A 21,802-nucleotide genomic window follows, 5' to 3' on the forward strand; every position below is an offset into this window, starting at 1 on the left:
AGCCGTTCGACGCACCGCATCCCCCGTGCTCATCTGCGCCCCCACGTACCTCGACACTCCCTGCGACACAGGGTAACGAGGCCAGCGCAATCAGCACACGTCTATCCGAGACCTGTCGCTGTATAGCTCAAGTCCATAGAGCAGACCTAACGCGCTACTCGACGGGCTGAGCCCGAAAAGTCGATTGGCCCGCGCCATCCGGTCCTAGCACCTCAACCTCACACTCCGTCAGGAACAGCGTCGAACGAGCGTCAAGACATGCCTTGAACCCGTCCCTGACGGAGTTGAGCAGAGCGTTCTGGACTCACGCTCCCGTTGTGAAACCGCAGGTGAACCACGCGGCGACTACCTACAGCAGGCTCCACGCGGTGAACTTCGGAAAACAGGTCGAGCACCGTCGAGCACACCTGAAGAACCCGATAAAACCGCAGGTCAGAGCCCCTTCTGGGCAGGCTCAAGAATCGCCACGCACTCCACGTGCGACGTCATCGGGAACAGGTCGAACACCCGCAGTGTCCGCACCCGGTACCCCCCGTCCCGGAAGTACGCCAGGTCGCGGGCCAGGGCCGCCGGGTCGCAGGCGACGTAGGCGATGCGGCGGGCGCCCAGGGAGGACAGGTGCTCGACCGTCTTGCGGCCGGCGCCCGCGCGGGGCGGGTCGAGGACGACGAGGTCGACGTCGGTGATGCCGGTGCGGGGCAGGACCGACTCGACCTTGCCCTGTTCGATGCGGACGCGCGGGAAGTCCTCGAGGTTGTGCCGGGCGTCCTCGACGGCGCGCTTGCCGGACTCGATGCCGAGGACCGCGCCCGCCTCGCCGACCCGGTCGGCCAGGGCGCCCGCGAAGAGGCCGACACCGCAGTAGAGGTCGAGGGCCATGTCGCCCTTGCGGGGCAGCAGGCCCTGCATGACGGCGGTGACGAGGGTGTCGGCGGCCTTCGGGTGGACCTGCCAGAAGCCGCCGCCGGCGACGCGGTGGGTGCGGCCGTCGGCGCGTTCGCGGACGAAGGGGCGGCCGTGGACGCGGTGGAGCTGCCCGGAGCGTTCGTCGATGCGCATGACCGAGACGGGGCGGTCGAGTTCGACCAGGGGGAGGCGGGCGCCGGGCTTGGGGGTCAGGACGACCTGGCGGTCCTGGGAGCCGGTCGCGGCGATCGCCTCGACGGAGTCCATGCCCGTCCAGTCCCGCTTCTCGATGCCCAGCTCGCTGACACCCTCCGCGGCGATCATGCAGTGGTCGATCGGCTCGACCTCGTGCGACCGGTGCCGGCGCAGTCCCGCACGGCCGTCGGCGGTGACGGCGTACTGCACGCGTGTGCGCCACGCCGGGACCTGGCCGGCCGGGAGCTTGTCGCCCTCGGCCGGCAGCACGGTGCCGTCCCAGCCGGCCTCCTCGGGCGTGAGCCCGGCGAGGCGCCGCAACTGCTCGGCGACGACCTCGCCCTTGAGGCGCCGCTGGGCGCCGGGCTTGGCGTGCTGCCAGTCGCAGCCGCCGCAGCGGCCGGGGCCGGCGTAGGGGCAGGGGGCGTCGATGCGGTCCTTGGAGGCGTCCAGCACCCGCACCGCGTCCGCGCGCAGGAAGCGGGCCCCCTCCTCGCCCTCGGTGACCTGGGCGACGACCCGCTCGCCGGGCAGGGCGTGCCGGACGAAGAGGACCTGCCCCTCGGACGTACGGGCGATGCAGTGGCCGCCGTGGGCGACGGGGCCGATCTCGACCTCGTACTCCTCCCCCACCAGTGATTTCCTCGGTTCTGCCTGCATGGCGGGGTGACTCCACAACATCGGGAACGGGCGGGCCGTCGCGGCCCGGGGCAACAACAGCCCACCAGTCTACGTGTGCGGGGAGGAGTCCTTCGCCCGCTCCTTCGGGCCGCGGCGCACCGAGCCGGGCGCGGCCCAGTCCTGGCGCCTGCGGGCCCGCAGCTTGGCGGCCTCGGAGGATTCCAACTGGTAGGGCACCGAGGTCACCATCACTCCCGGGGTGAACAGCAGCCGGCCCTTGAGCCGCAGCGCGCTCTGGTTGTGCAGCAGGTGCTCGTACCAGTGGCCGACCACGTATTCGGGGATGATCACGGACACCACGGCGCGCGGTGCCTCGTTGCGCAGGCTCTTGACGTACTCGATGACGGGCCGGGTGACCTCCCGGTACGGCGAGTCGAGGATCTTGAGGGGGACGTCGATGCCGCGCCGTTCCCACTCCTCGCGCAGTGCCCTGGTCTCGGCCGGGTCCACGTTGACGCTGAGCGCCTCCAGGCTGTCGGAGCGCATCAGCCGGGCGTAGGCGAGGGCGCGCAGCGTGGGACGGTGGATCTTGGAGATGAGGACGAGGGAGTGGACCCGGGACGGCCGTGCGCTGTCGTCGGTCGGGGTGGCCGGGGCGGCGATCTCGTCGGCGACGCGGTCGTAGTGCCTGCGGATGGCCGTCATGATCGCGTAGAAGATGCACATCCCGAGGAGCGCGACCCAGGCGCCGTGGGTGAACTTGGTGACGAGGACGACGACCAGGACCAGGCCGGTGAAGAAGGCTCCGAAGGTGTTGATGGCCCGGGAGCGGATCATGTGGCGGCGCCTGTTCCGGTCCTTCTCGGTGGCCAGCAGACGGTTCCAGTGCCGGACCATGCCGGTCTGGCTGAGGGTGAAGGACACGAACACGCCGACGATGTAGAGCTGGATCAGCCGGGTGGAGTCGGCTCCGTAGAGCGCCACCAGCAGTCCGGCGGCGCCCGCGAGCAGCACGATGCCGTTGGAGAAGGCGAGGCGGTCGCCGCGCGTGTGCAACTGGCGGGGGAGGTAGCGGTCCTGGGCGAGGATCGAGCCGAGGAGCGGGAAGCCGTTGTAGGCGGTGTTGGCGGCGAGGAACAGCACCAGCGCGGTGGCGGCGGCGAGGATCATGAACAGGACGCTGCCGTGGCCGAACACGGCCTCGGCGACCTGGGAGATCACCGGGTGCTGGACGTAGTCCGGGCCGAGCGGGACGCCGTCGCGGGTCAGGTCCCTGGCCGGGTTCTCGGCCATGCGGACGTCGGTGGCGGCGGCCAGCGCGATGATGCCGCAGAACATGGTGACGGCGAGCAGGCCCATCATGGCGAGCGTGGTCGCCGCGTTGCGCGACTTGGGCTTGCGGAAGGCGGGGACGCCGTTGGAGATCGCCTCGACACCGGTGAGCGCCGCGCAGCCGGAGGAGAAGGCGCGCAGGAGCAGGAAGACCAGGGCGAAGCCGGCGAGGCCGGGGTGTTCGGGTTTGATCTCGAAGTCCGCGGTCGGTGCCCGCATGTCGTCGCCGAGCACGACCGCGCGGAAGGAGCCCCACGCGATCATGAGGAAGACGCCGGTGACGAAGACGTACGTGGGGATCGCGAAGAGTGTGCCCGACTCCCTGACCCCCCGCAGGTTCATCAGCGTCAGCAGCACGATCACGCCGATCGCGCAGGCCACCTTGTTCTCGACGACGAAGGGGACCGCCGAGCCCAGGTTCTCGATGCCGGCGGAGATCGACACGGCGACGGTGAGGACGTAGTCGACGAGCAGGGCGCTGGCGACGGTCAGGCCGGCCCGGGGGCCGAGGTTGGTGGTCGCCACCTCGTAGTCGCCGCCACCGCTCGGGTACTCACGGACGTTCTGCCGGTAGGAGGCGACCACGGTGAACATCAGCAGGACGACCGCCGCGGCGATCCAGGGGCTGAAGTGGTACGCCGACAGGCCCGCGATGGACAGGACCAGCAGCACCTCGCCGGGGGCGTAGGCGACGGAGGACAGCGGGTCGGAGGCGAAGACGGGGAGTGCGACGCGCTTCGGCAGAAGCGTTTCCCCCAGCCGGTCGCTGCGCAGTGCGCGCCCGATGAGGATCCGTTTGGGCACGTCGGTCAGTTTGGACACAAGAGTGGATCGTAAGGCGTCTGCCAGAAGGCGGCCCACCCGCCACCCACATCCATACGGGGTCCATACGGCCTCTGCCCTCCGGGTGAATTCACGCGGGCTCGGGGTGCGGATTCCGCAGGTCGCGGAAGTTCCATGCCTATATGACTGCCCCGGACGACCACACCCGGACGACCGACCCGGCCGCAGTCGCCACTCCACGTGGAGGTCTCATGCACACGACCGCAGAACTGATCGGCGCCGCGGCCGCGCTCGTCGTCCTCGGCATCCTCACCGTGGCGAGCGTGCGCAGCTTCACGCGTCGCTGACCGTGTCAGGGGGCGTACTCGGCGGCTCCGGCGAGCAGTTCCTCCGGTCCGATCGCGGCCACCCGCGTGGACGGCACCGTGCAGGCGTAGGCGCCCGCCACCGCCCCGAGCCGGGCGCAGCGCAGGGGCGGCTCACCGGCGAGGCGGCCGTGAAGGAACGCGGCCGCGAAGGCGTCGCCGGCCCCGTTGGAGTCCACGACGGGTGCCGGGGGCCCGGCGGCGGGGATGTGGGTCAGCTCGTCGTCGGCCAGCAGGTACGCGCCCTGCGCGCCCGCGGTGGCGACGACGATCCGGGCCCTGCCCCGTTCGGCGATCCTGCGCATCGTGGCCACCGGGTCGGTCAGGGCGGCGGCGGAGAGGAAGACGAGGTCCGCGGCGAGGGCGAAGGCCTCGTGATACGGGTTCACGCCGTCCCAGTCGTGCAGGTCGGTCGAGATCGGCACGCCCGCCTCACGCAGCAGCGGGAGGGCGTCCGCGCAGGGCTGGGTGATGACGACATGGGCGTGCCGGCTGACCGCGGCCAGTTCGCGCACCGTCGTCCCGGGCAGCCGGTCGGTCTCCGCCCAGCGGGTCGCGTCGTACAGGGAGACCCGCCTGCCGTCGGGGCCGACGAGGTTGACCGCGCGCTTGGTGCCGCGCGGCTGCGGTACGGCGGTGAGCGCGATGCCGTGGTCCCGGTGCAGGGCACGGACGAGGGCGCCCTCGTGGTCGTCGCCGAGCAGGTCGAGGTGATGGGTGCGCAGGCCCAGGGCGGTGGTGCCGAGGGCGACGAAATCGCCGCTCTGCCCCGCGCGGGTGACGATTCCCGGCTGGATCATATGACTGTCGGCGAGCGGTACGGGCAGTTCGGACACATGCACGATGGTGTCCACCCCGGCGCCTCCCAGGACGAGGACGTCGATCTCGGCGGTCATGGTCCGGCTTTCTCCTTGCCCCGCCCCCGGTGTTCCCCGGTGCAGCGGATACGTTGGTCGCGGGACGCGGACCCGGCGGCCCGGCCCCGGAGGGCGTCAGGATCGCGATCCCCCGGCATGATGTTGCCTGGCGGCCCGCTGTCAGGCCGCGATGTCCGCCGGGCGAGCCGAAAGAGAGACATGAGCACCAAGGTCATGAAGGTCGAAGGGCCTGCAGGAAGCGCGGGGTGACGTGATGCATGTTGTCATCATGGGCTGCGGACGGGTGGGTTCCGCCCTGGCCCAGGCCTTGGAGGAGCAGGGGCACACGGTCGCCGTGATCGACCGGGACCCCACCGCCTTCCGCCGGCTGGGATCCTCGTTCGGCGGCCGCCGGGTCACCGGCATCGGCTTCGACCAGGACACCCTGCGTGAGGCCGGTATCGAGGACGCGGGCGCCTTCGCCGCCGTCTCCAGCGGCGACAACTCCAACATCATCGCCGCGCGGGTGGCCCGGGAGATGTTCGGCATCGAGAACGTCGCCGCCCGCATCTACGACCCCCGCCGCGCGGAGGTGTACCAGCGCCTGGGCATCCCGACCGTGGCGACCGTGCGCTGGACGGCCGACCAGATGCTGCGCCGGCTGCTCCCCTCGGGCGCCGAGCCGCTGTGGCGCGATCCCACCGGTGGCGTCCAGCTCGCCGAGGTGCACACCTCCACGGCCTGGGTGGGGCACCGGATCAGCAGACTGCAGGACCGGACGGGCGTGCGGGTGGCCTTCCTGACCCGGCTCGGCGAGGCGATCCTGCCCAGTTCACAGACGGTGCTGCAGGAGGGGGACCTGGTGCACGTGATGATGCGCACCCATGAGATCGACCGGGTCGAGGCGGCGTTCGCCAAGGGTCCCGAAGAGGAGGGCGGTCACTGATGAGGGTCGCCATTGCCGGGGCCGGAGCCGTCGGCCGCTCGATCGCGGGCGAGCTGCTGGAGAACGGCCACGAGGTCCTGCTGATCGACAAGGCGCCCACCGCCATCTCGGTGGAACGCGTGCCTCAGGCGGAGTGGCTGCTGGCCGACGCCTGCGAGATCACCTCCCTGGACGAGGCGGCGCTCCAGCGCTGCAACGTCGTCATCGCCGCGACCGGCGACGACAAGGTCAACCTGGTCGTCTCCCTGCTCGCCAAGACCGAGTACGGCGTTCCGCGCGTCGTCGCCCGGGTGAACAACCCGAAGAACGAATGGCTGTTCAACGAGTCCTGGGGCGTGGACGTCGCGGTCTCCACCCCGCGTCTGATGTCGGCCCTGGTGGAGGAGGCGGTCAGCGTCGGCGACCTGGTCCGGCTGCTGCGCTTCAGCCACGGTGACGCCAACCTGGTGGAGCTGACCCTGCCGGAGGAGTCGGCGCTGGCCGGCACCCAGGTCGGGGACGTCGAGTGGCCGCAGGACACCTCACTGGTGACCATCATCCGCGGCACGCGGGTGCTGACGCCGACGCGGGAGGACTCCCTGGAGGCAGGCGACGAGCTGCTCTTCGTGGCCGCCCAGGCCCGCGAGGAACAGCTGGAGGACCTGCTCTCGGTCCGCAAGGAGTCGTAGGACCGGTACGCGAGGAGCGGCAGACATACGTGAGGTACCGCAGACGGCGGTACGTGAGGACGTAACGACGTGGGGCGCCCGGACACTCCGGGCGCCCCACGTCTCATACGGGCTAGGACGGGCGGCGGTGGCGGCCGGCCGTCGTCGACCCACCGCTCTCCGGCGCCGCGGCGGCGGCCTTCCGCTCCTCGTCGGCGCGCTCCTGCTCCGCACGCTCCTCGGCCTCCATCTCCGCGAAGACGTCGATCGGTGGCGGCGCCTTCGCCAGGAACACCCAGGTGAGATACACGGCCAGCAGGAACGGCGGGATCTTCAGCGCGACCAGCACCCAGCCCAGCTGGGTCGTGTCCGCCCACCAGTACAGCGGGAAGAGGATCGCGCTCTTGCCGAGGAGGATCAGTCCCCAGGCCCAGCTGGCCTTGGTGTAGGCCTTCTTGCGCCCGGGGTTGCGGTGCCGCCAGGAGAGGTTCTCCCGGAAGACCGGGCCCAGCATCAGTCCGATCAGCGGCACTCCCGCCATCGCCGTCACGATGTACGCCACGGCCAGACCCAGCGTGTAGAGCATGCCCGGGAGATAGAAGTCCTTGGCATTGCCGGTCATCATCGCGAAGACCACACCGAAGGCCACGCCGAAGACACCGCTGAAGGCGTGCTTGACGGTGTCCCTGCGCGCCAGTCGCACGACGACCATCACCAGCGCCACGGTGACCGCCGCGATCGCCGACATGTGCAGGTTCTTGTTGATGGTGTAGATGCTGACGAAGAGGAGCCCGGGCAGCACCGTCTCGACCATGCCCCGCACCCCGCCGAACGCCTCGAACAGGGCGGCCTCCGTCACCGCCCGGGCGTCGTCCGAGGGTGTGTCTTCGGTTGTCGGCTTGTCGAGCGACGTCACCGGCTACTCCCGTCCGAGGGGTCTCAGTTCGTATTTCGGGTTGAACAGCACCCGGCGGCCCCGGCTCATCGAGATCCGGCCCGATGCGATCAGTTTGCGCCCCGGCTCGATCCCGACGATGGAGCGCCGGCCGAGCCACACCACGTCCAGCGCGGCGGAGCCGTCGAAGAGCTCGGCCTCCAGGGCCGGAACTCCCGCGCGCGGCCGCAGCGTGACCGTGCGCAAGGTACCAGTAACGGTGACGATCTGCCGGTCGCGGCAGTCGCCTATCCGCGTACAGCCGGCGGTCTCGGCGTCCTCACGCAGCTCCTCGGACTCCAGGTCCTCCTGGGACGAGGAGAGCCGGTCGAGCATGCGCCGGAACCGGCCTGCCGGCTTCTCGGAACGAGGAACAGCACTCATATCTGAAGCGTACCGGGGTGCACTGACGGTTACGTACCCCCCGCGTCCCCGGTCCGAACCGGCCACCGCCGACCCCGTGGGGCGAACTCCCCCGGCCTTCACTTCTCGAAGCGGTATCCCATGCCCGGCTCGGTGATGAGGTGCCGGGGATGTGACGGATCCGTCTCCAGTTTCCGACGCAATTGCGCCATGTACACACGGAGGTAGTTGGTCTCCGTCCCGTACGACGGCCCCCACACCTCCCGCAGCAGCTGCTTCTGCGCCACGAGCCGGCCGCCGGCCCGCACCAGCACCTCCAGGAGATGCCATTCGGTGGGTGTCAGCCGTACGTCCCTGCCGTCGCGGTTGACCTTCTTGGCGGCCAGGTCGACGGTGAACCCGGCGGTCTGCACCACCGCGTCTCCCCCGTCACCGGCGGGCTCCGCGCGGCGAACGGCGGCCCGCAGCCGGGCCAGCAGTTCGTCCATGCCGAAGGGCTTGGTGACGTAGTCGTCGGCGCCCGCGTCCAGTGCCTGGACCTTCTCGCCGGAGGCGTGCCGGGCGGAGAGCACCAGGATCGGCACACGGGTCCAGCCGCGCAGCCGTCTGATCACCTCGACGCCGTCCATGTCGGGCAGGCCGAGGTCGAGGACGACCACGTCGGGGTGGTGCGCGGCTGCCGCGTGGAGGGCGGCCGCGCCGTCCTGGGCGGAGTTCACCTCGTAGGAGCGGGCCTTGAGGTTGATCACCAGGGCGCGCACGAGGGCCGGGTCGTCGTCGACCACCAGCACACGGGTCATGAGGGCCGCCTTTCCGGTTCTGCGGGGTGCGCGAGTGGAGCGGGTGGTGTGGCTGGAGCGGGGGACGCCGGTGGAGCGGGGGACGCCGGTGGTGCGGGGGACACCGGTGGTGCGGACGGTGCGGGCGGTGCGGTACGCGCGGTGGGAAGGGGCGCGTGGGGCGCTCCCGCGGCGTCCCGCCGCACTCCCGCGGCGCGCAGGGTGAGCGCCATGGTGAGGCCGCCGCCGGGGGTGTCCTCGGCGGCCAGGGTGCCGCCCATGGCCTCGGCGAAGCCCCGGGCGACCGCCAGGCCGAGGCCGACACCGGCTCCGCGCGGGGCGTCGCCGTGCCGCTGGAAGGGTTCGAAGATACGGTCCTTGGCCTCGTCGGGGACGCCCGGCCCGCGGTCGACGACCCGCACCTGGACCCGGTCGGCGAGGGCACTGGCGGCGACCAGGACGGGCCGGCCGGGGGGACCGTACGTGACGGCATTCTCGATCACGTTGGCCATCGCCCGCTCCAGCAGCCCCGGGTCGACGGCGACCATGGGCAAGGCCTCGGGGATGTCCAGGGCGACGCTGCCCTCGGGCACCCCGCCGAGTGCCATCGGCACCACCTCGTCCAGGTCGATCTCGCGGATCAGGGGGGTGACCGTGCCGGTGTGCAGCCGGGACATGTCGAGCAGATTGCCCACCAGGTGGTCCAGGCGGTCGGCACCGTCCTCGATGCCCTCCAGCAGGACGGCGCGGTCCTCCGGTGACCAGTCGACGTCCTCGGAGCGCAGTGAGGAGACGGCCGCCTTGATCCCGGCGAGCGGGGTGCGCAGATCGTGGCTGACGGCGGCCAGCAGGGCGGTGCGGATGCGGTTGCCCTCGGCGAGGGCGAGGGCGCGGCCGGCCTGCTCGCGCAGCCGCCGGCGGTCCAGGACGACGGCGGCCTGCGCGGCGAAGGCGCCCAGGACCCTGCGGTCCTCGGCGGGCGGCACCCGGCCGGTGAGGGCCAGCGCCATGTGGTCGCCGACCGGCACCTCCACGTCCGCGTCCTCGGGCCGTTCGACGGGCCGTCCCCGGCCCGCGTGGCCCGCGCAGGTCCACGGCTCGACGTCGCCCTCGCGTTCGAGCAGGGCGGCCGACTCCATACCGAAGGTTTCCCTGACCCTCTCCAGCAGGACCTCCAGGCCGGTCTCGCCGCGCAGTACGTTGCCGGCCAGGAAGGAGAGGATCTCCGACTCGGCGCGCAGCCGGGCCGCCTGGTGGGTGCGCCGGGCCGCGAGGTCGACCACGGACGCCACCGACGCGCCGACCCCGACGAAGATCACGATGGCGATGATGTTCCTCGGGTCGGCGACGCTCCAGGTGTGCAGGGGCGGGGTGTGGAAGTAGTTCAGCAGCAGGGAGCCGGCCGCGGCGGAGGCGAGCGCAGGCCACAGTCCGCCGAGCAGGGCGGCCGCCACCGTCAGCGTCAGGAACAGCAGCATGTCGTTGGCGAGCCCCAGGTCCACGGCGTTGAGCAGCGGCGCGAGTGCCGCCGGGCCGCCCACGCCGACCGCCCAGCCCCAGGCCAGCCGGGAGCGTCCGAGCCGCGCGCCCCGGGCGCCGGGCAGTCCGCGGCCCTTGGCGACCTCGTCGTGGGTGACGATGTGCACGTCCAGGTCGGGTCCGGAGTCCCGGGCGACGGTCGCGCCGACACCGGGGCCGAAGACGTACTGCCAGGCTCTGCGGCGCGAGGAGCCGAGGACGAGCTGGGTGGCGTTGGCGCCGCGCGCGAAGGCGAGCAGCGCGTCAGGTATGTCGTCTCCGACGACGTGGTGGAAGCTGCCGCCGAGGTCCTCGGCGAGGGTGCGCTGCTCGGCCAGCTCCTTGGGCGAGGCGGCGGTGAGCCCGTCGCTGCGGGAGATGTAGACGGCGAGCAGTTCGCCGCCGGCGCCCTTCTCCGCCAGCCGCGCGGCCCGCCGGATCAGGGTGCGGCCCTCGGGTCCGCCGGTCAGGCCGACGACGATCCGCTCACGCGAGCCCCAGATCGCCGAGACCTCGTGCTCGCTGCGGTAGCGCTGGAGATGTTCGTCGACCCGGTCCGCCACCCACAGCAGCGCCAGTTCCCTGAGCGCGGTGAGGCTGCCGGGGCGGAAGTAGTTCGCCAGGGCGGCGTCCACCCGGTCCGGCTGGTAGATGTTGCCGTGCGCCATACGGCGGCGCAGTGCCTCGGGGGTCATGTCGACCAGCTCCACCTGGTCCGCCCGCCGCACCACCTCGTCGGGTACGGTCTCCCGCTCCCGTACCCCGGTGATCGACTCCACGACGTCGCCCAGCGACTCCAGGTGCTGGATGTTCACGGTGGAGAGCACGTCGATCCCGGCGGCCAGCAGTTCCTCCACGTCCTGCCAGCGCTTGGCGTTGCGGGAGCCGGGCGCGTTGGTGTGGGCGAGCTCGTCGACCAGGGCCACCTGGGGGCGGCGGGCGAGGACGGCGTCCAGGTCCATGTCCGACACGGCGGTTCCGCCGTGCTCGGTCCGCCGGTACGGGATCCGTTCCAGGCCTTCCAGCAGCGCCTCGGTACGGGGCCGTCCGTGCGGCTGCGCGAAGGCGATCACGCAGTCGGTGCCGCGCTCCGCGCGCCGGTGCGCCTCGGCGAGCATCGCGTACGTCTTGCCGACGCCCGGTGCCGCGCCGAGGTGGATGCGAAGTCTGCCGCGTGCCATGGCCTCATTGTGCTGCGCCGCGGCGTCCGGTCGTGAGGCGGGCGCGGGCGGGCAGCACGACCGGGCGGTACAGCCGGGCGGTACAGCCGGGCGGTACGGCACGAGCGGTACGGCCGGGCGGTACGGCCGGGCGGTACGGCACGAGCGGGCGGGCGATACGACCGGGCGCCAGGACCGGTACAGGCGGGCGACGCGACGGCGCGGCGGCGTCCGTGGGCGTCATCGCCCGGCGATCCCGCCGTACGCCCGGCTCCGGCACGCGGTGGGCGAGGTCCGGCAGGGGGGCGTCGTACCGGGCGACGAGCGCGGTGACGTGCTCGCTGCGAAGGACCGCTCGGAGCAGTTCCATGACGGCGGGCCGTGGGTGAAGGCCCCACGACGAAGAGGCTGTCGGTGCCGGACGGGCGGATGCCTTTGGCCGGCAGCCGGGTGTCGGCCGTGGCGCGGCCGAAGTCGCGGCACGGCCGAAGTCGTCGCCCGGGCCGGGCACCGGGTCCCGGCCACGACGCCCGCCGCCGGGACCGCGCATGGGCAAGGGCCGCACCCCTGAAGGCATGCGGCCCTGTGAAGCTGCTGCCCCGTAGGCTCCGGCGGACGTCGGCGACCCGCCTCGGAGGGCTCAGCGGACCCGGGTGGCCTGTCGCCGCAGGCACAGCGCACCCTGATCCGCGCCGCAGGCCCTAGCGGACCTCGGTGATCTCCGGTCCGCGCTGGAGCTGGCCCATACCGCCGGCGAAGCGGGAGCCGCCCTCCTCCTGCTGCACGTTCTCGGGGACCATCTGGGCGTCGTTCGGCAGCTGCAGGACGATCGGGTCGCGCGGCGCCATCGGGCCCTCCCCACGCACGACGACCGTGTCCCGGAAGATCTGCTCGAGCAGTCCGGCGGCCTGCGGCTGCACCGCGCCCTGACCGGAGATCACCCCGCGCAGGAACCAGCGGGTACCGTCCACACCCACGAACCGCACGACCTGGTAGCCGCCGGTGCCGTCCGGCAGCTGCACCGGCACCTGGGCGCGCAGCTCCCAGCCCAGCGGGCCCTCGACCTCGTCGATGATGCCGCCCTGCTGGGTGATACCGGTCGCGATCTCCTCGCGCACCTCGCTCCAGATGCCCTCACGCTTGGGCGCGGCGAAGGCCTGCAACTGGATGGCGCTGTCGCGCAGCACGACGGTGGCCGCGACGATCGCGTCGCCCGCGACCTCCACCCGCAGCTCCATGCCGTCGACACCGGGCACGAACAGACCGCCCAGGTCGACCCGGCCCTCTCCGGGATCACGGACCTCGGAGCTGTCCCAGGGTCCGTCGGGCCGCGGCGCCGGCTCGAGCCTCAGCCGCTCGACCTCCTCGCCGCCCGCCTTCGCGTCGACACCGTCGACGACCTGCTCGGCCTCGCCGGCCGCACCGTCGGCGGCATCCTTCTTCTTGCGACGTCCGAACACGTCACTGTCCTTCCCGGTCGGATACGACCGAAGCGTATCGATTCCCACCCACTGCACCGCCCACGGCGGCCTGAACGCTTGTGCCGCTCTTACCTTCTTCCACCGCGGCATGGCCGCCTGTGGACCCGAAGCCCCCCTCGGCCCGGGCCGAGGAGGGGAGCTCCGCGACCGACACGAAGCGGACCCTCTCGACCTGCTGGACGACCAGTTGGGCAATCCGGTCGAACCGCTCGAACCGCACGGTCTCGCGCGGGTCGAGATTCACCACGATCACCTTGATCTCCCCACGGTACCCGGCATCAACCGTCCCCGGGGCATTCACCAGGGCGACGCCGCAGCGGGCGGCAAGACCGGATCGCGGGTGCACGAAGGCCGCGTACCCCTCGGGCAGCGCCACAGACACTCCGGTCGGCAGCACGGCCCGCTCGCCGGGGGCCAGTTCACAGGCCTCGGTGGTCCGCAGATCGGCCCCCGCGTCACCGGGGTGCTCGTACGCCGGAAGCGGTACGTCGGGGTCGACGCGCCTGATCAGCACATCGAGGGTGCCCCGGCCGGGATCGCTCACGGGTTCACCTCGAAGGCACGCGCCCGGCGGACCTGGTCGGGGTCGCTCATGGCGGCCTGGATCTCCTCCTCGCGGCCGTGGTCGATGAAGTGGTCGACCTTGACCTCGATGAACAGAGCGTCGGCGCGGACCGCGACGGGCCCCTCGGGGCCGCCAATACGGCCGGTGGCCGTGGAGTAGATCTTCCGTCCCGCCACCGCCGTCACCCGCGCCTCCAGGTGCAGCACGGTGTCGACCGGCACGGGCCGGACGAAGTCCGTCTCCAGCCTGCCGGTCACCGCGATGGTGCGCAGCAGCCAGTTGAGGGAGCCGAGTGCCTCGTCCAGGGCGGTGGCGAGCACCCCGCCGTGCGCGAGTCCCGGGGCGCCCTGGTGGGCGGGCCGCACGGTGAACTCGGCGGTGATCGACACGCCTTCGCCGGCGCGGGCCTGGAGGTGCAGCCCGTGGGGCTGCTCGTCACCACAGCCGAAACACTGGCCGTAGTGGGCGCCGAGGAGCTCGCCGGGTGCGGGGGCGTCGGGGTGCCGCACCGGCTGCGCGGCGTCGGCGGGGGGCTGAAGAGCTGCGGAAGTACCACTCACAGGCGCAGACCTTACCCGCGCGTGATTCCACTCCCGACACCGTGCCAAGCTTGGATTCATGCAGCTCTCCGCCGTCCCGTACGAAGAACGCCTCACCGCCCCCCGCTCCTGGTGGCTGCTCTCCTTCCTGGTGGGGGCCTCCTTGGCGCTGATCCTGCTGCCGTTCGGCACGCTGCCGATGCTCGGCGGCCTGGCCGGCGGCACCGCCGCCGCGGCCGTCGTGGCCAGCTCGTACGGCTCGGTGCGCATCCGGGTCGTGGGCGGTCATCTGATCGCGGGCGAGGCGAAGATCCCGGTGTCGGCGCTGGGCGAGGCGGAGATCCTGGACGCCGAGGAGGCGCGGGCCTGGCGCACGTACAAGGCCGACCCGCGCTGCTTCATGCTGCTGCGGGCGTACATCCCGGGCGCGCTGCGTGTGGACATCACCGACCCCGAGGACTCGACTCCCTACGCCTTCCTGTCGACGCGTGAGCCGGAGCGTCTGGCACAGGCGCTGCGGGCGGCCAAGGACGCGGCCGACGCCGCGTAGGGCCTGTCCGGCGGGGCATGCCGGGGACGGGTGAACGGGACCCCCACGGTCCCGAGGCGGGGCGTGCGAACGGCGGCGAGATGCCGTCGCGCCCCTGACGGCGGGAGGGCAGGCCCGCCGCCGATCCCGGGGACGATGGCCGCTGCCGCCGTTCTCCGCTGCCGGCGGAGTCCGGAAGTCGCGCTCCGAACCCGACGTGCGCCCGCCCGACAGGTGGGCGGCCCGGGCGTGGGAGCCGCCCCGCGCAGCGGTCGGTGTGGTCGCCGGTGGCCTGTTCCCTCACGCCCGGCCTCGTCCCCCCGCCGGGCCCCCGCGGCCGTCACCGCCCCGCTCGTCCGGTACGCCGGGCGGGACCACTCCCGCTCCGACGCTTCAGGGGCCCGCAGACAGGCCCCAGGGGCGCGCAGGGGGCACCTCGGGGAGGCATGGGGGTCGCGGGGACGGGAGACGGCTCTCAGGGCGCCTGCCGCTCCTCCGGCCTCAGGGCGCCTGCCGCCCCTCCGGCCTTCCCGGGTGACCGCCGAGTTCCGTGAGGGCGCGCTCGGGTAGGGCGTTCCCCGGGCGGTCGAGGGCGGGCAGCGCCGGCAGGGCGTCCCAGGGCACCTGGATTCTTCGCAGGTCGTCCCGGATGCGCGCGGCGAGCTTTCTGGTGTCCCGGCGGTTCATGACGGCGCCCACGGCGGCTCCGACCAGGAACGGCATCAGGTTGGGGAGGTTGCGGACCGTGCGCTTCATGATCCGCTGGCGCAGTTCGCGCTTCATACGGCTGTTCAGGGCCACGCTCACGGTCGAAGGTCTGGTGGCCTGCACCCCGCGCTCCTCCGACCAGGAGTTGAGGTACACGGTGCTGCGCTGACCGAGGGTGCCGGGCGGTCGTACGCCGTAGACCTCGTGGAGTTCGGCGATCAGCTTGAGCTCGATCGCGGCGACGCCGGTGATCTCGGCGGCCAGTTCCGTCGGCATCGCGGGCGGTACGGGCATCATCGCCGCCGCGCCGATTCCCGCCCCGACCGTCGCCGTGGCCTTCGCGGCACCGGCCACGAGCTTGTCCGCGAGTTCCTCGGGGCCGAGTCCGGGGAACTGCCGGCGCAGCGTCTCGAGGTCGCGTACGGGCACACGCGGGGCGATCTCGATGATCCGGTCCGCCAGGTGCGCCAGTCCGGCACGGGCGCGGGCACCGCCCTTTCGGGCGCCTTCCCGGGCTTTGTCGCGGAACGCGGCGGCCCTTCGGCGCGCCACGGGCGCGGTGACCTCCAGGGATTCCGGGAGGTCACCCCGGCCGGATACCGCTTCGAGTGAGGCCGCCCCGATACCGGTTGAGCCCCGCTCTTCGTCACGCGTGTCGTGCTGCGGGCCCTGTGGGGGCCCTGGGTCCGCTCCCTTCGCGAAGAAGCGGCGCTTCCGCGGAGGGGTCGAGCCGGTCACGGCCGACCCCGCCTCAGTCGCAGTCGCGGCAGATCGGCTGGCCGTTCTTCTCGCGGGCCAGCTGGCTGCGGTGATGCACCAGGAAGCAACTCATGCAGGTGAACTCGTCCTGCTGCTTCGGCAGAACCCGGACGGCCAGCTCCTCGTTCGAGAGGTCCGCTCCGGGCAGTTCGAGGCCTTCGGCGGCCTCGAACTCGTCGACGTCCACGGCCGAGGCGGACTTGTCGTTCCGCCGGGCCTTCAGTTCTTCAAGACTGTCCGAGTCGACGTCGTCGTCGGTCTTACGTGGAGTGTCGTAGTCGGTTGCCATAGTCGCTCTCCCCCTCTGGGTGTATGCGGTGTCTCCAGCGCACGTAACGCGTGAGAGGCCGGACTTGTGCCCGACCTGAGGCGGAGATTTTGCCTCACATCAAGGTCTGTTACTCAATCGACACCCAACCGGATCCCTCATGAGTGATCGGGTTGGATGGCGAGGGGGACCGTACACGGTCCCGAGGCCGTACATCAAAGGCGCCTCACCGTGTACTTCCCGTGATCAGGGCCCCTGAAAACCGGGACTTTCCCGACCTTCCGGTGCGATGCATGATCACGGAGAGTGGATGTCCGGGAAAACACCCCTGTGATCGATCACACAGGCGATTCCCGGAGGTGAGGTCCGAAAATTCCGCGCACAGCGAACACCCCGTTGTGTCGGGGACATGATCTCAGATCGGCAGGGTGACACGCATCACCAGCCCTCCCCCCTCCCTCGGCTGCGCGTAGATGTGCCCGCCGTGCGCCCGGGCGACCGACCGCACGATGGAGAGCCCGAGCCCGACGCCCTTGTCGCTGCCGGTGCGCTCGGTGCGCAGCCGGCGGAACGGCTCGAAAAGGTTGTCGATCTCGTACGCCGGCACGACGGGGCCCGTGTTGGACACCACCAGGACCGCCTGACCGTGCTGGACCTCGGTGGTGACCTCGACCCAGCCGTCCTCGGGCACGTTGTACCGCACGGCGTTCTGCACCAGGTTCAGGGCGATCCGTTCCAGCAGCACCCCGTTGCCCTGGACGACCGCCGGCTTGCGGGTGCCGCGGATCTCCACGTGCCGGGCCTCCGCCTCGGCGTGCACCTGGTCGATGGCCTGGCCCGCGACCTCGGCGAGGTCCACGGGCCCCCGCTCCACGATCTGGTTGTCGCTGCGGGCGAGCAGCAGCAGGCCCTCGACGAGCTGCTCGCTGCGCTCGTTGGTGGCCAGCAGCGTCTTTCCCAGTTGCTGGAGCTCCACCGGCGCAGCCGGGTCGGAGAGATGCACCTCGAGCAGTGTGCGGTTGATCGCCAGCGGGGTGCGCAGCTCGTGCGAGGCGTTGCCGACGAAGCGCTGCTGCGCCGTGAACGCCCGCTGGAGCCGCTCCAGCATGTCGTCGAAGGTGTCGGCCAGCTCCTTCAGCTCGTCGTCCGGGCCGTCCAGCTCGATCCGGCGGGACAGGTCCGAGCCCGCCACCGCGCGGGCGGTGCGGGTGATCCGGCCCAGCGGTGACAGGACCCGTCCCGCCATGGCGTAGCCGAAGGCGAAGGCGATGATCGCGAGACCGAGCAGGGCGAGCAGCGAGCGGCTGAGCAGATCGTCCAGGGCGTGCTGGCGCTGCTCGTTGACGCATTCGTTCAGCGCCCGGTTGAGGTCGTCCGCGGGCAGCGGGGAGCTGCGCAGGTTGCAGGCGTCGCTGGACACCTCGCCCGAGAGGATCCGGAACGGCAGGTCGCTGCCCACGTTGAGCGCGTTGGCGGCGAGCAGGTAGATGATCGACAGCAGCATGATCCCGGCGATCAGGAACATGCCGCCGTAGAGCAGGGTCAGCCTTATCCGGATGGTCGGGCGCAGCCAGGGGAAGGGCGGTACCGGCCTGCGGGGGTCCCAGGTGGGCTTCGGCGGGGCCTGCGGGGACGCCGGCGTGGGGGTGGCGGCCACGGGGATCAGATCCGGTAACCCGAGCCGGGCACCGTCACGATGACCGGCGGCTCGCCCAGCTTGCGGCGCAGGGTCATCACGGTCACCCGCACCACGTTGGTGAACGGGTCCGTGTTCTCGTCCCACGCCTTCTCCAGCAACTGCTCCGCGGAGACCACCGCCCCCTCGCTGCGCATGAGCACCTCCAGCACGGCGAACTCCTTCGGCGCCAGCTGGACCTCCTTGCCCTCGCGGAAGACCTCGCGGCGGTTGGGGTCGAGCTTGATCCCGGCGCGTTCCAGGACGGGCGGCAGCGGCACGCTGGTACGCCGCCCGAGAGCGCGCACGCGCGCGATGAGCTCGCTGAACGCGAAGGGCTTGGGCAGATAGTCGTCGGCGCCGATCTCCAGGCCCTCGACGCGGTCGCTGACATCGCCGGACGCGGTGAGCATCAGCACGCGGGTGGGCATGCCGAGCTCGACGATCCTGCGGCAGACGTCGTCGCCGTGCACGAGCGGGAGGTCACGGTCGAGGACGACCACGTCGTAGTCGTTGACGCCGATCCGCTCCAGGGCGGCCGCGCCGTCGTACACGACGTCGACGGCCATGGCCTCCCGGCGCAGGCCGGTGGCCACCGCATCGGCGAGCAGTTGCTCGTCCTCGACGACGAGTACGCGCACGTCGCTTGTCCTTCCTCATGTCCCGTGCCCGCGCAGCGCCGGAGGGCGCACGCGGGCGGGGGTGCTGGTGGGTGTGTTGCCTCCATCCTGCCCTTTTCGGCCGTAAGTCGGCTGTAAGGCGGGGGGAGGGCCCGTGGCGGGGCGGGGAAACGGCCCGTGGCCGACGGTCGCGCGACCGGGGAACGTCCGGGCGAACGGGGCGGGAATACGAGATTTTCTCGCCCGGTTAGGTTTCCGCGGGAGGGAGCTTGGGGAGGACGGGTTTACATCCCGCGATCACGCTCCGCATGTACCGCACCACCATGCGGTGCGACGCAGTCCGCTTCCGCAGAGCGGGCGTGGATGTCCGGACCGTCGCCGCCCGGCAGGGTGGCGCAGGGCATCCGCTCCGGGCGTGATCAACCCTTCCGAACGGCACACCCCCGTGCCACCGACCCATCCGACCCAGGACGAGGGGGCGCAGCATGGACGCATTCACCGCAGGACTTCTGCAGCGCATAAAGGCGACCGAGTCCGATCTGACGCGGGCTCGCGACGAGGGCGACGACTTCCTCGTCGATGTGGAGCAGGGCGAGCTCGACGACCTGCGCCGCCTCGCCGCCGAGCACGGCGTGGAGGTCGGCGCGTACAGCGTCTGATCGGCTTGTAGGTGAACGGGCCCCGGCGATCCAGCGCCGGGGCCCGTTCCTGTTCGTTCCACCGTCCGGCGCGGGTGAGGCACCACCCCGGGACCGACCGCCGCCGCCCGGGGACCGTCCGTCGCAGGGACACCGCCGGGACGACCCTCGCAGTTCGTGCGCCACGACGTGCCACGACGTGGTGTAGGGGATCATGCAGTGCGCGTTCCGTTTCAGGGCCCATGGCGATCTCCGTGGAGACGGCAGCCCGGGAAGCGTCCCGGTGAGGCGGGTCGGACGTCGGACGACGCATGGGCACCGCCCCTGGCCTGCGGATTCCGACGTCTCGCTCCGCTACACCACCGGGCGGGACGCCATCCCGTCACACGGACGGCCCGCCGCCCGGGGCCGGTCCCGGCGCGCCGACCATGGGGCGGCAAGGGCAGCGCATCGCCTGCCGGGCACGGCCGGACGCCACCGGCCACCTGCACAGGACCATCCGCCATCCGGCCACCGCCCAGGGACCGGCGCCGACCGGGGATCGGCCGTGACGCGCCCTTCGGCCACGGCCGGAGGCCACCGGCACCGCTGCACAAGACCCCGCAGGGGCGCCCGACCCGGCACTGGGTCGGGCGCCCCTGCGGGGACGGGCGGACGCCGGTCAGTCGTGCCAGGCGCCCAGGTCCTCCAGGAGCCTCTGGAGCGGCGCGAAGACGCCAGGACTGGCAGCGACGGTCAGCTCGCGGGAGGGGCCGTCCCCGGCTCGTCCACCGGTCATCGCGCCCGCCTCCCGCGCGATGAGGTCACCGGCGGCGAGGTCCCAGGGGTGCAGTCCGCGCTCGTAATAGCCGTCCAGCCTGCCCGCCGCGACATCGCACAGGTCGATCGCGGCCGAGCCGCCGCGGCGGATGTCCCGCAGCAGGGGAATCAGCCGTTGCACCACGTCGGCCTGGTGGGACCGGACCTCGGTGACGTAGTTGAAGCCGGTCGAGACCAGCGCCTGGTCCAGGGGCGGCGAGGGACGGCAGCGCAGCTCGCGCTCGCCCTCCCAGGCACCGGTGGCCCGCGCGCCGCCACCGCGCACCGCGTGGTACGCCTCGCCGCGCATGGGGGCCACCACGGCCCCGACGACGGTCTCGCCGTCCTGCTCCGCGGCGATGGAGACGGCCCAGGTCGGCAGGCCGTACAGATAGTTCACGGTGCCGTCGAGGGGATCGATCACCCAGCGGATGCCGCTGCTGCCCTCGGTGGAGGCGCCCTCCTCGCCGAGGAAGCCGTCCTCCGGGCGGCGCTCGGCGATCAGCGTGGTGATCAGCTTCTCGGCCGCGATGTCCATCTCGGTGACCACGTCGATCGGGCTGGACTTGGTCGCGGCGACGGCGAGGTCCGCCGGGCGGCCGTCCCGCAGCAGCGTGCCCGCGCGGTGGGCCGCGTCCCGGGCCAGCTCCAGCAGTTCCGCGTGCAGGGGGTCGGTCACGGGGCTCCTCATGCGTAGGGGCTGTCGACGCCCGCCGCGGCGGGACGCGGGGCGCGGGCCGGGCAGCAGCCCACCGGACAGAGGTTGTGGCTCGCGCCGAGCGCGCCCAGGGCGCACGGCGTGACGTCCTCCCCGCGTTCGCTCCCCGCGCGCTCCACGATCAGCTCGCGGATCGCGGCGGCGAACCGCGGGTCGGCGCCGACGGTCGCCGAGCGGCGTACCGGCAGTCCCAGCTCCTCCGCCTTGGCCGTGGCCTCCGTGTCGAGGTCGTAGATCACCTCCATGTGGTCGGAGACGAAGCCGATGGGCGCCATCACCACGGCCGGGGCCCCGGCGGCGTGCCGCTCCTCCAGGTGGTCGCAGATGTCGGGCTCCAGCCACGGGATGTGCGGGGCTCCCGAGCGGGACTGGTAGACCAGCTGCCACGGGTGGTCGACGCCGGTGCGCTCCCGGACCGCGTCGGCGATCAGCCGGGCCACGTCGAGGTGCTGGGCGACGTACGCCCCGCCGTCCCCGTGACCCTCGACGGGGCCGGAGGTGTCCGCGGCGGTTTCCGGGATGGAGTGGGTGCAGAAGGCGATGTGCGCGCCGTCCCGGACGTCCTCGGGGAGGTCGGCGAGCGAGCGGACCACCCCGTCGATCATGGGTTCGACGAAGCCGGGGTGGTTGAAGTAGTGCCGCAGCTTGTCGATCCTCGGCAGCTCCAGGCCCTCCGCCTCCAGGGCCGCGAGGGAGTCGGCGAGGTTCTCGCGGTACTGGCGGCAGCCGGAGTACGAGGCGTAGGCGCTGGTGGCGAGGACGAGGATGCGGCGGCGGCCGTCCCGGACCATCTCGCGCAGGGTGTCGGTGAGGTAGGGAGCCCAGTTGCGGTTGCCCCAGTAGACCGGCAGGTCCAGGCCGTTCCCGGCGAAGTCCTTCCGCAGCGCGTCCAGCAGGGCGCGGTTCTGGCCGTTGATGGGGCTGACCCCGCCGAAGAGGAAGTAGTGCTGCCCGACTTCCTTGAGGCGTTCCTTGGGGATACCTCGCCCGCGGGTCACGTTCTCCAGGAACGGGACCACGTCGTCCGGGCCTTCGGGGCCGCCGAAGGAGAGCAGCAGCAGGGCGTCGTAGGGGCTGGCATCGAGCACGTCAGGCATG

Annotated in this window: 21 protein-coding genes; 4 read left to right on the forward strand and 17 right to left on the reverse strand. The window is 72.0% G+C overall.

The features are described from left to right. Window positions 1–432 precede the first annotated feature (432 nt). The 3 genes from ACIF9R_RS19005 to ACIF9R_RS19015 all read right to left on the reverse strand — a co-directional run bounded on the left by ACIF9R_RS19005 (window position 433) and on the right by ACIF9R_RS19015 (window position 5,098). The gene (locus ACIF9R_RS19005) at window positions 433–1,761 is read right to left on the reverse strand and encodes a class I SAM-dependent RNA methyltransferase (protein WP_399981181.1); all 1,329 of its coding nucleotides are present in this window, start codon (window positions 1,759–1,761) and stop codon (window positions 433–435) included. 69 nt (window positions 1,762–1,830) lie between these two features. Next, a complete protein-coding gene (locus tag ACIF9R_RS19010) occupies window positions 1,831–3,876 on the reverse strand; it encodes an APC family permease (protein ID WP_399981184.1) in 2,046 nt (681 codons plus the stop codon). Between the two features lie 313 nt (window positions 3,877–4,189). Next, a complete protein-coding gene (locus tag ACIF9R_RS19015; RefSeq protein WP_399981186.1) occupies window positions 4,190–5,098 on the reverse strand; it encodes an adenosine kinase in 909 nt (302 codons plus the stop codon). Window positions 5,099–5,333: 235 nt separating this feature from the next. Here ACIF9R_RS19015 and ACIF9R_RS19020 point away from each other — a divergent pair, with 235 nt between their 5' ends. Continuing rightward, window positions 5,334–6,005 carry a potassium channel family protein gene (locus ACIF9R_RS19020; RefSeq protein ID WP_399981189.1) on the forward strand — a complete coding sequence of 224 codons (672 nt, stop codon included), beginning with the start codon at window positions 5,334–5,336 and terminating at the stop codon, window positions 6,003–6,005. Next, a complete protein-coding gene (locus ACIF9R_RS19025) occupies window positions 6,005–6,673 on the forward strand; it encodes a TrkA family potassium uptake protein (protein ID WP_037930094.1) in 669 nt (222 codons plus the stop codon). Before ACIF9R_RS19020 ends, ACIF9R_RS19025 begins: the two co-directional genes overlap by 1 nt. 112 nt (window positions 6,674–6,785) lie before the next feature. Here the strand turns inward: ACIF9R_RS19025 and ACIF9R_RS19030 are convergent, their stop codons facing one another. The 8 genes from ACIF9R_RS19030 to ACIF9R_RS19065 all read right to left on the reverse strand — a co-directional run bounded on the left by ACIF9R_RS19030 (window position 6,786) and on the right by ACIF9R_RS19065 (window position 14,012). Next, window positions 6,786–7,568 carry a DUF3159 domain-containing protein gene (locus tag ACIF9R_RS19030; protein WP_399981191.1) on the reverse strand — a complete coding sequence of 261 codons (783 nt, stop codon included), beginning with the start codon at window positions 7,566–7,568 and terminating at the stop codon, window positions 6,786–6,788. A gap of 3 nt (window positions 7,569–7,571) precedes the next feature. Further along, a complete protein-coding gene (locus tag ACIF9R_RS19035) occupies window positions 7,572–7,970 on the reverse strand; it encodes an OB-fold nucleic acid binding domain-containing protein (protein ID WP_073930701.1) in 399 nt (132 codons plus the stop codon). 98 nt (window positions 7,971–8,068) lie between these two features. Beyond that, window positions 8,069–8,749, reverse strand: coding sequence for a response regulator (locus ACIF9R_RS19040; protein ID WP_399981194.1), 681 nt, complete (start codon window positions 8,747–8,749; stop codon window positions 8,069–8,071). Continuing rightward, window positions 8,746–11,427 carry an ATP-binding protein gene (locus tag ACIF9R_RS19045; RefSeq protein ID WP_399981197.1) on the reverse strand — a complete coding sequence of 894 codons (2,682 nt, stop codon included), beginning with the start codon at window positions 11,425–11,427 and terminating at the stop codon, window positions 8,746–8,748. Before ACIF9R_RS19045 ends, ACIF9R_RS19040 begins: the two co-directional genes overlap by 4 nt. A gap of 4 nt (window positions 11,428–11,431) precedes the next feature. Beyond that, entirely contained in the window at window positions 11,432–11,776 is a 345-nt protein-coding gene (locus ACIF9R_RS19050) for a hypothetical protein (protein WP_399981199.1), read from the reverse strand. A gap of 331 nt (window positions 11,777–12,107) precedes the next feature. Continuing rightward, the gene (locus ACIF9R_RS19055; protein WP_399981202.1) at window positions 12,108–12,866 is read right to left on the reverse strand and encodes a DUF3710 domain-containing protein; all 759 of its coding nucleotides are present in this window, start codon (window positions 12,864–12,866) and stop codon (window positions 12,108–12,110) included. 1 nt (window position 12,867) lies between these two features. Beyond that, complete coding sequence (dut, locus tag ACIF9R_RS19060) at window positions 12,868–13,431, reverse strand: dUTP diphosphatase (RefSeq protein ID WP_399981205.1); 564 nt, start codon at window positions 13,429–13,431, stop codon at window positions 12,868–12,870. Then, window positions 13,428–14,012, reverse strand: coding sequence for a PaaI family thioesterase (locus ACIF9R_RS19065; protein WP_399981208.1), 585 nt, complete (start codon window positions 14,010–14,012; stop codon window positions 13,428–13,430). Before ACIF9R_RS19065 ends, dut begins: the two co-directional genes overlap by 4 nt. 58 nt (window positions 14,013–14,070) lie before the next feature. Between ACIF9R_RS19065 and ACIF9R_RS19070 the strand changes: the two genes are divergently transcribed. Then, a complete protein-coding gene (locus ACIF9R_RS19070) occupies window positions 14,071–14,541 on the forward strand; it encodes a DUF3093 domain-containing protein (protein WP_399981212.1) in 471 nt (156 codons plus the stop codon). A 480-nt stretch (window positions 14,542–15,021) separates the two neighbouring features. On the opposite strand, the gene ACIF9R_RS19075 is transcribed toward ACIF9R_RS19070, so the two are convergent. The 4 genes from ACIF9R_RS19075 to ACIF9R_RS19090 form a co-directional block, all read right to left on the reverse strand. Then, the gene (locus ACIF9R_RS19075; RefSeq protein WP_399981214.1) at window positions 15,022–15,966 is read right to left on the reverse strand and encodes a hypothetical protein; all 945 of its coding nucleotides are present in this window, start codon (window positions 15,964–15,966) and stop codon (window positions 15,022–15,024) included. A gap of 13 nt (window positions 15,967–15,979) precedes the next feature. Continuing rightward, window positions 15,980–16,276, reverse strand: a complete 297-nt coding sequence (locus tag ACIF9R_RS19080; protein ID WP_003993510.1) for a DUF4193 domain-containing protein — start codon at window positions 16,274–16,276, stop codon at window positions 15,980–15,982. 394 nt (window positions 16,277–16,670) lie between these two features. Next, complete coding sequence (locus ACIF9R_RS19085) at window positions 16,671–17,912, reverse strand: sensor histidine kinase (protein ID WP_399981217.1); 1,242 nt, start codon at window positions 17,910–17,912, stop codon at window positions 16,671–16,673. A gap of 5 nt (window positions 17,913–17,917) precedes the next feature. Then, entirely contained in the window at window positions 17,918–18,571 is a 654-nt protein-coding gene (locus ACIF9R_RS19090) for a response regulator transcription factor (RefSeq protein WP_266726523.1), read from the reverse strand. 464 nt (window positions 18,572–19,035) lie between these two features. Between ACIF9R_RS19090 and ACIF9R_RS19095 the strand changes: the two genes are divergently transcribed. After that, window positions 19,036–19,209: a hypothetical protein gene (locus ACIF9R_RS19095; protein ID WP_399981220.1), complete on the forward strand. Its 174-nt coding sequence runs from the start codon at window positions 19,036–19,038 to the stop codon at window positions 19,207–19,209. A gap of 640 nt (window positions 19,210–19,849) precedes the next feature. Here the strand turns inward: ACIF9R_RS19095 and ACIF9R_RS19100 are convergent. Both ACIF9R_RS19100 and ACIF9R_RS19105 read right to left on the reverse strand, forming a co-directional pair. Further along, window positions 19,850–20,665: an inositol monophosphatase family protein gene (locus ACIF9R_RS19100; protein WP_399981222.1), complete on the reverse strand. Its 816-nt coding sequence runs from the start codon at window positions 20,663–20,665 to the stop codon at window positions 19,850–19,852. 8 nt (window positions 20,666–20,673) lie between these two features. Next, window positions 20,674–21,801, reverse strand: a complete 1,128-nt coding sequence (locus ACIF9R_RS19105; RefSeq protein ID WP_399981225.1) for a ferrochelatase — start codon at window positions 21,799–21,801, stop codon at window positions 20,674–20,676. Window position 21,802 lies beyond the last annotated feature (1 nt).

This window comes from Streptomyces sp. NPDC086080, from assembly GCF_044540255.1.
In the GTDB taxonomy this organism is placed as follows: domain Bacteria; phylum Actinomycetota; class Actinomycetes; order Streptomycetales; family Streptomycetaceae; genus Streptomyces.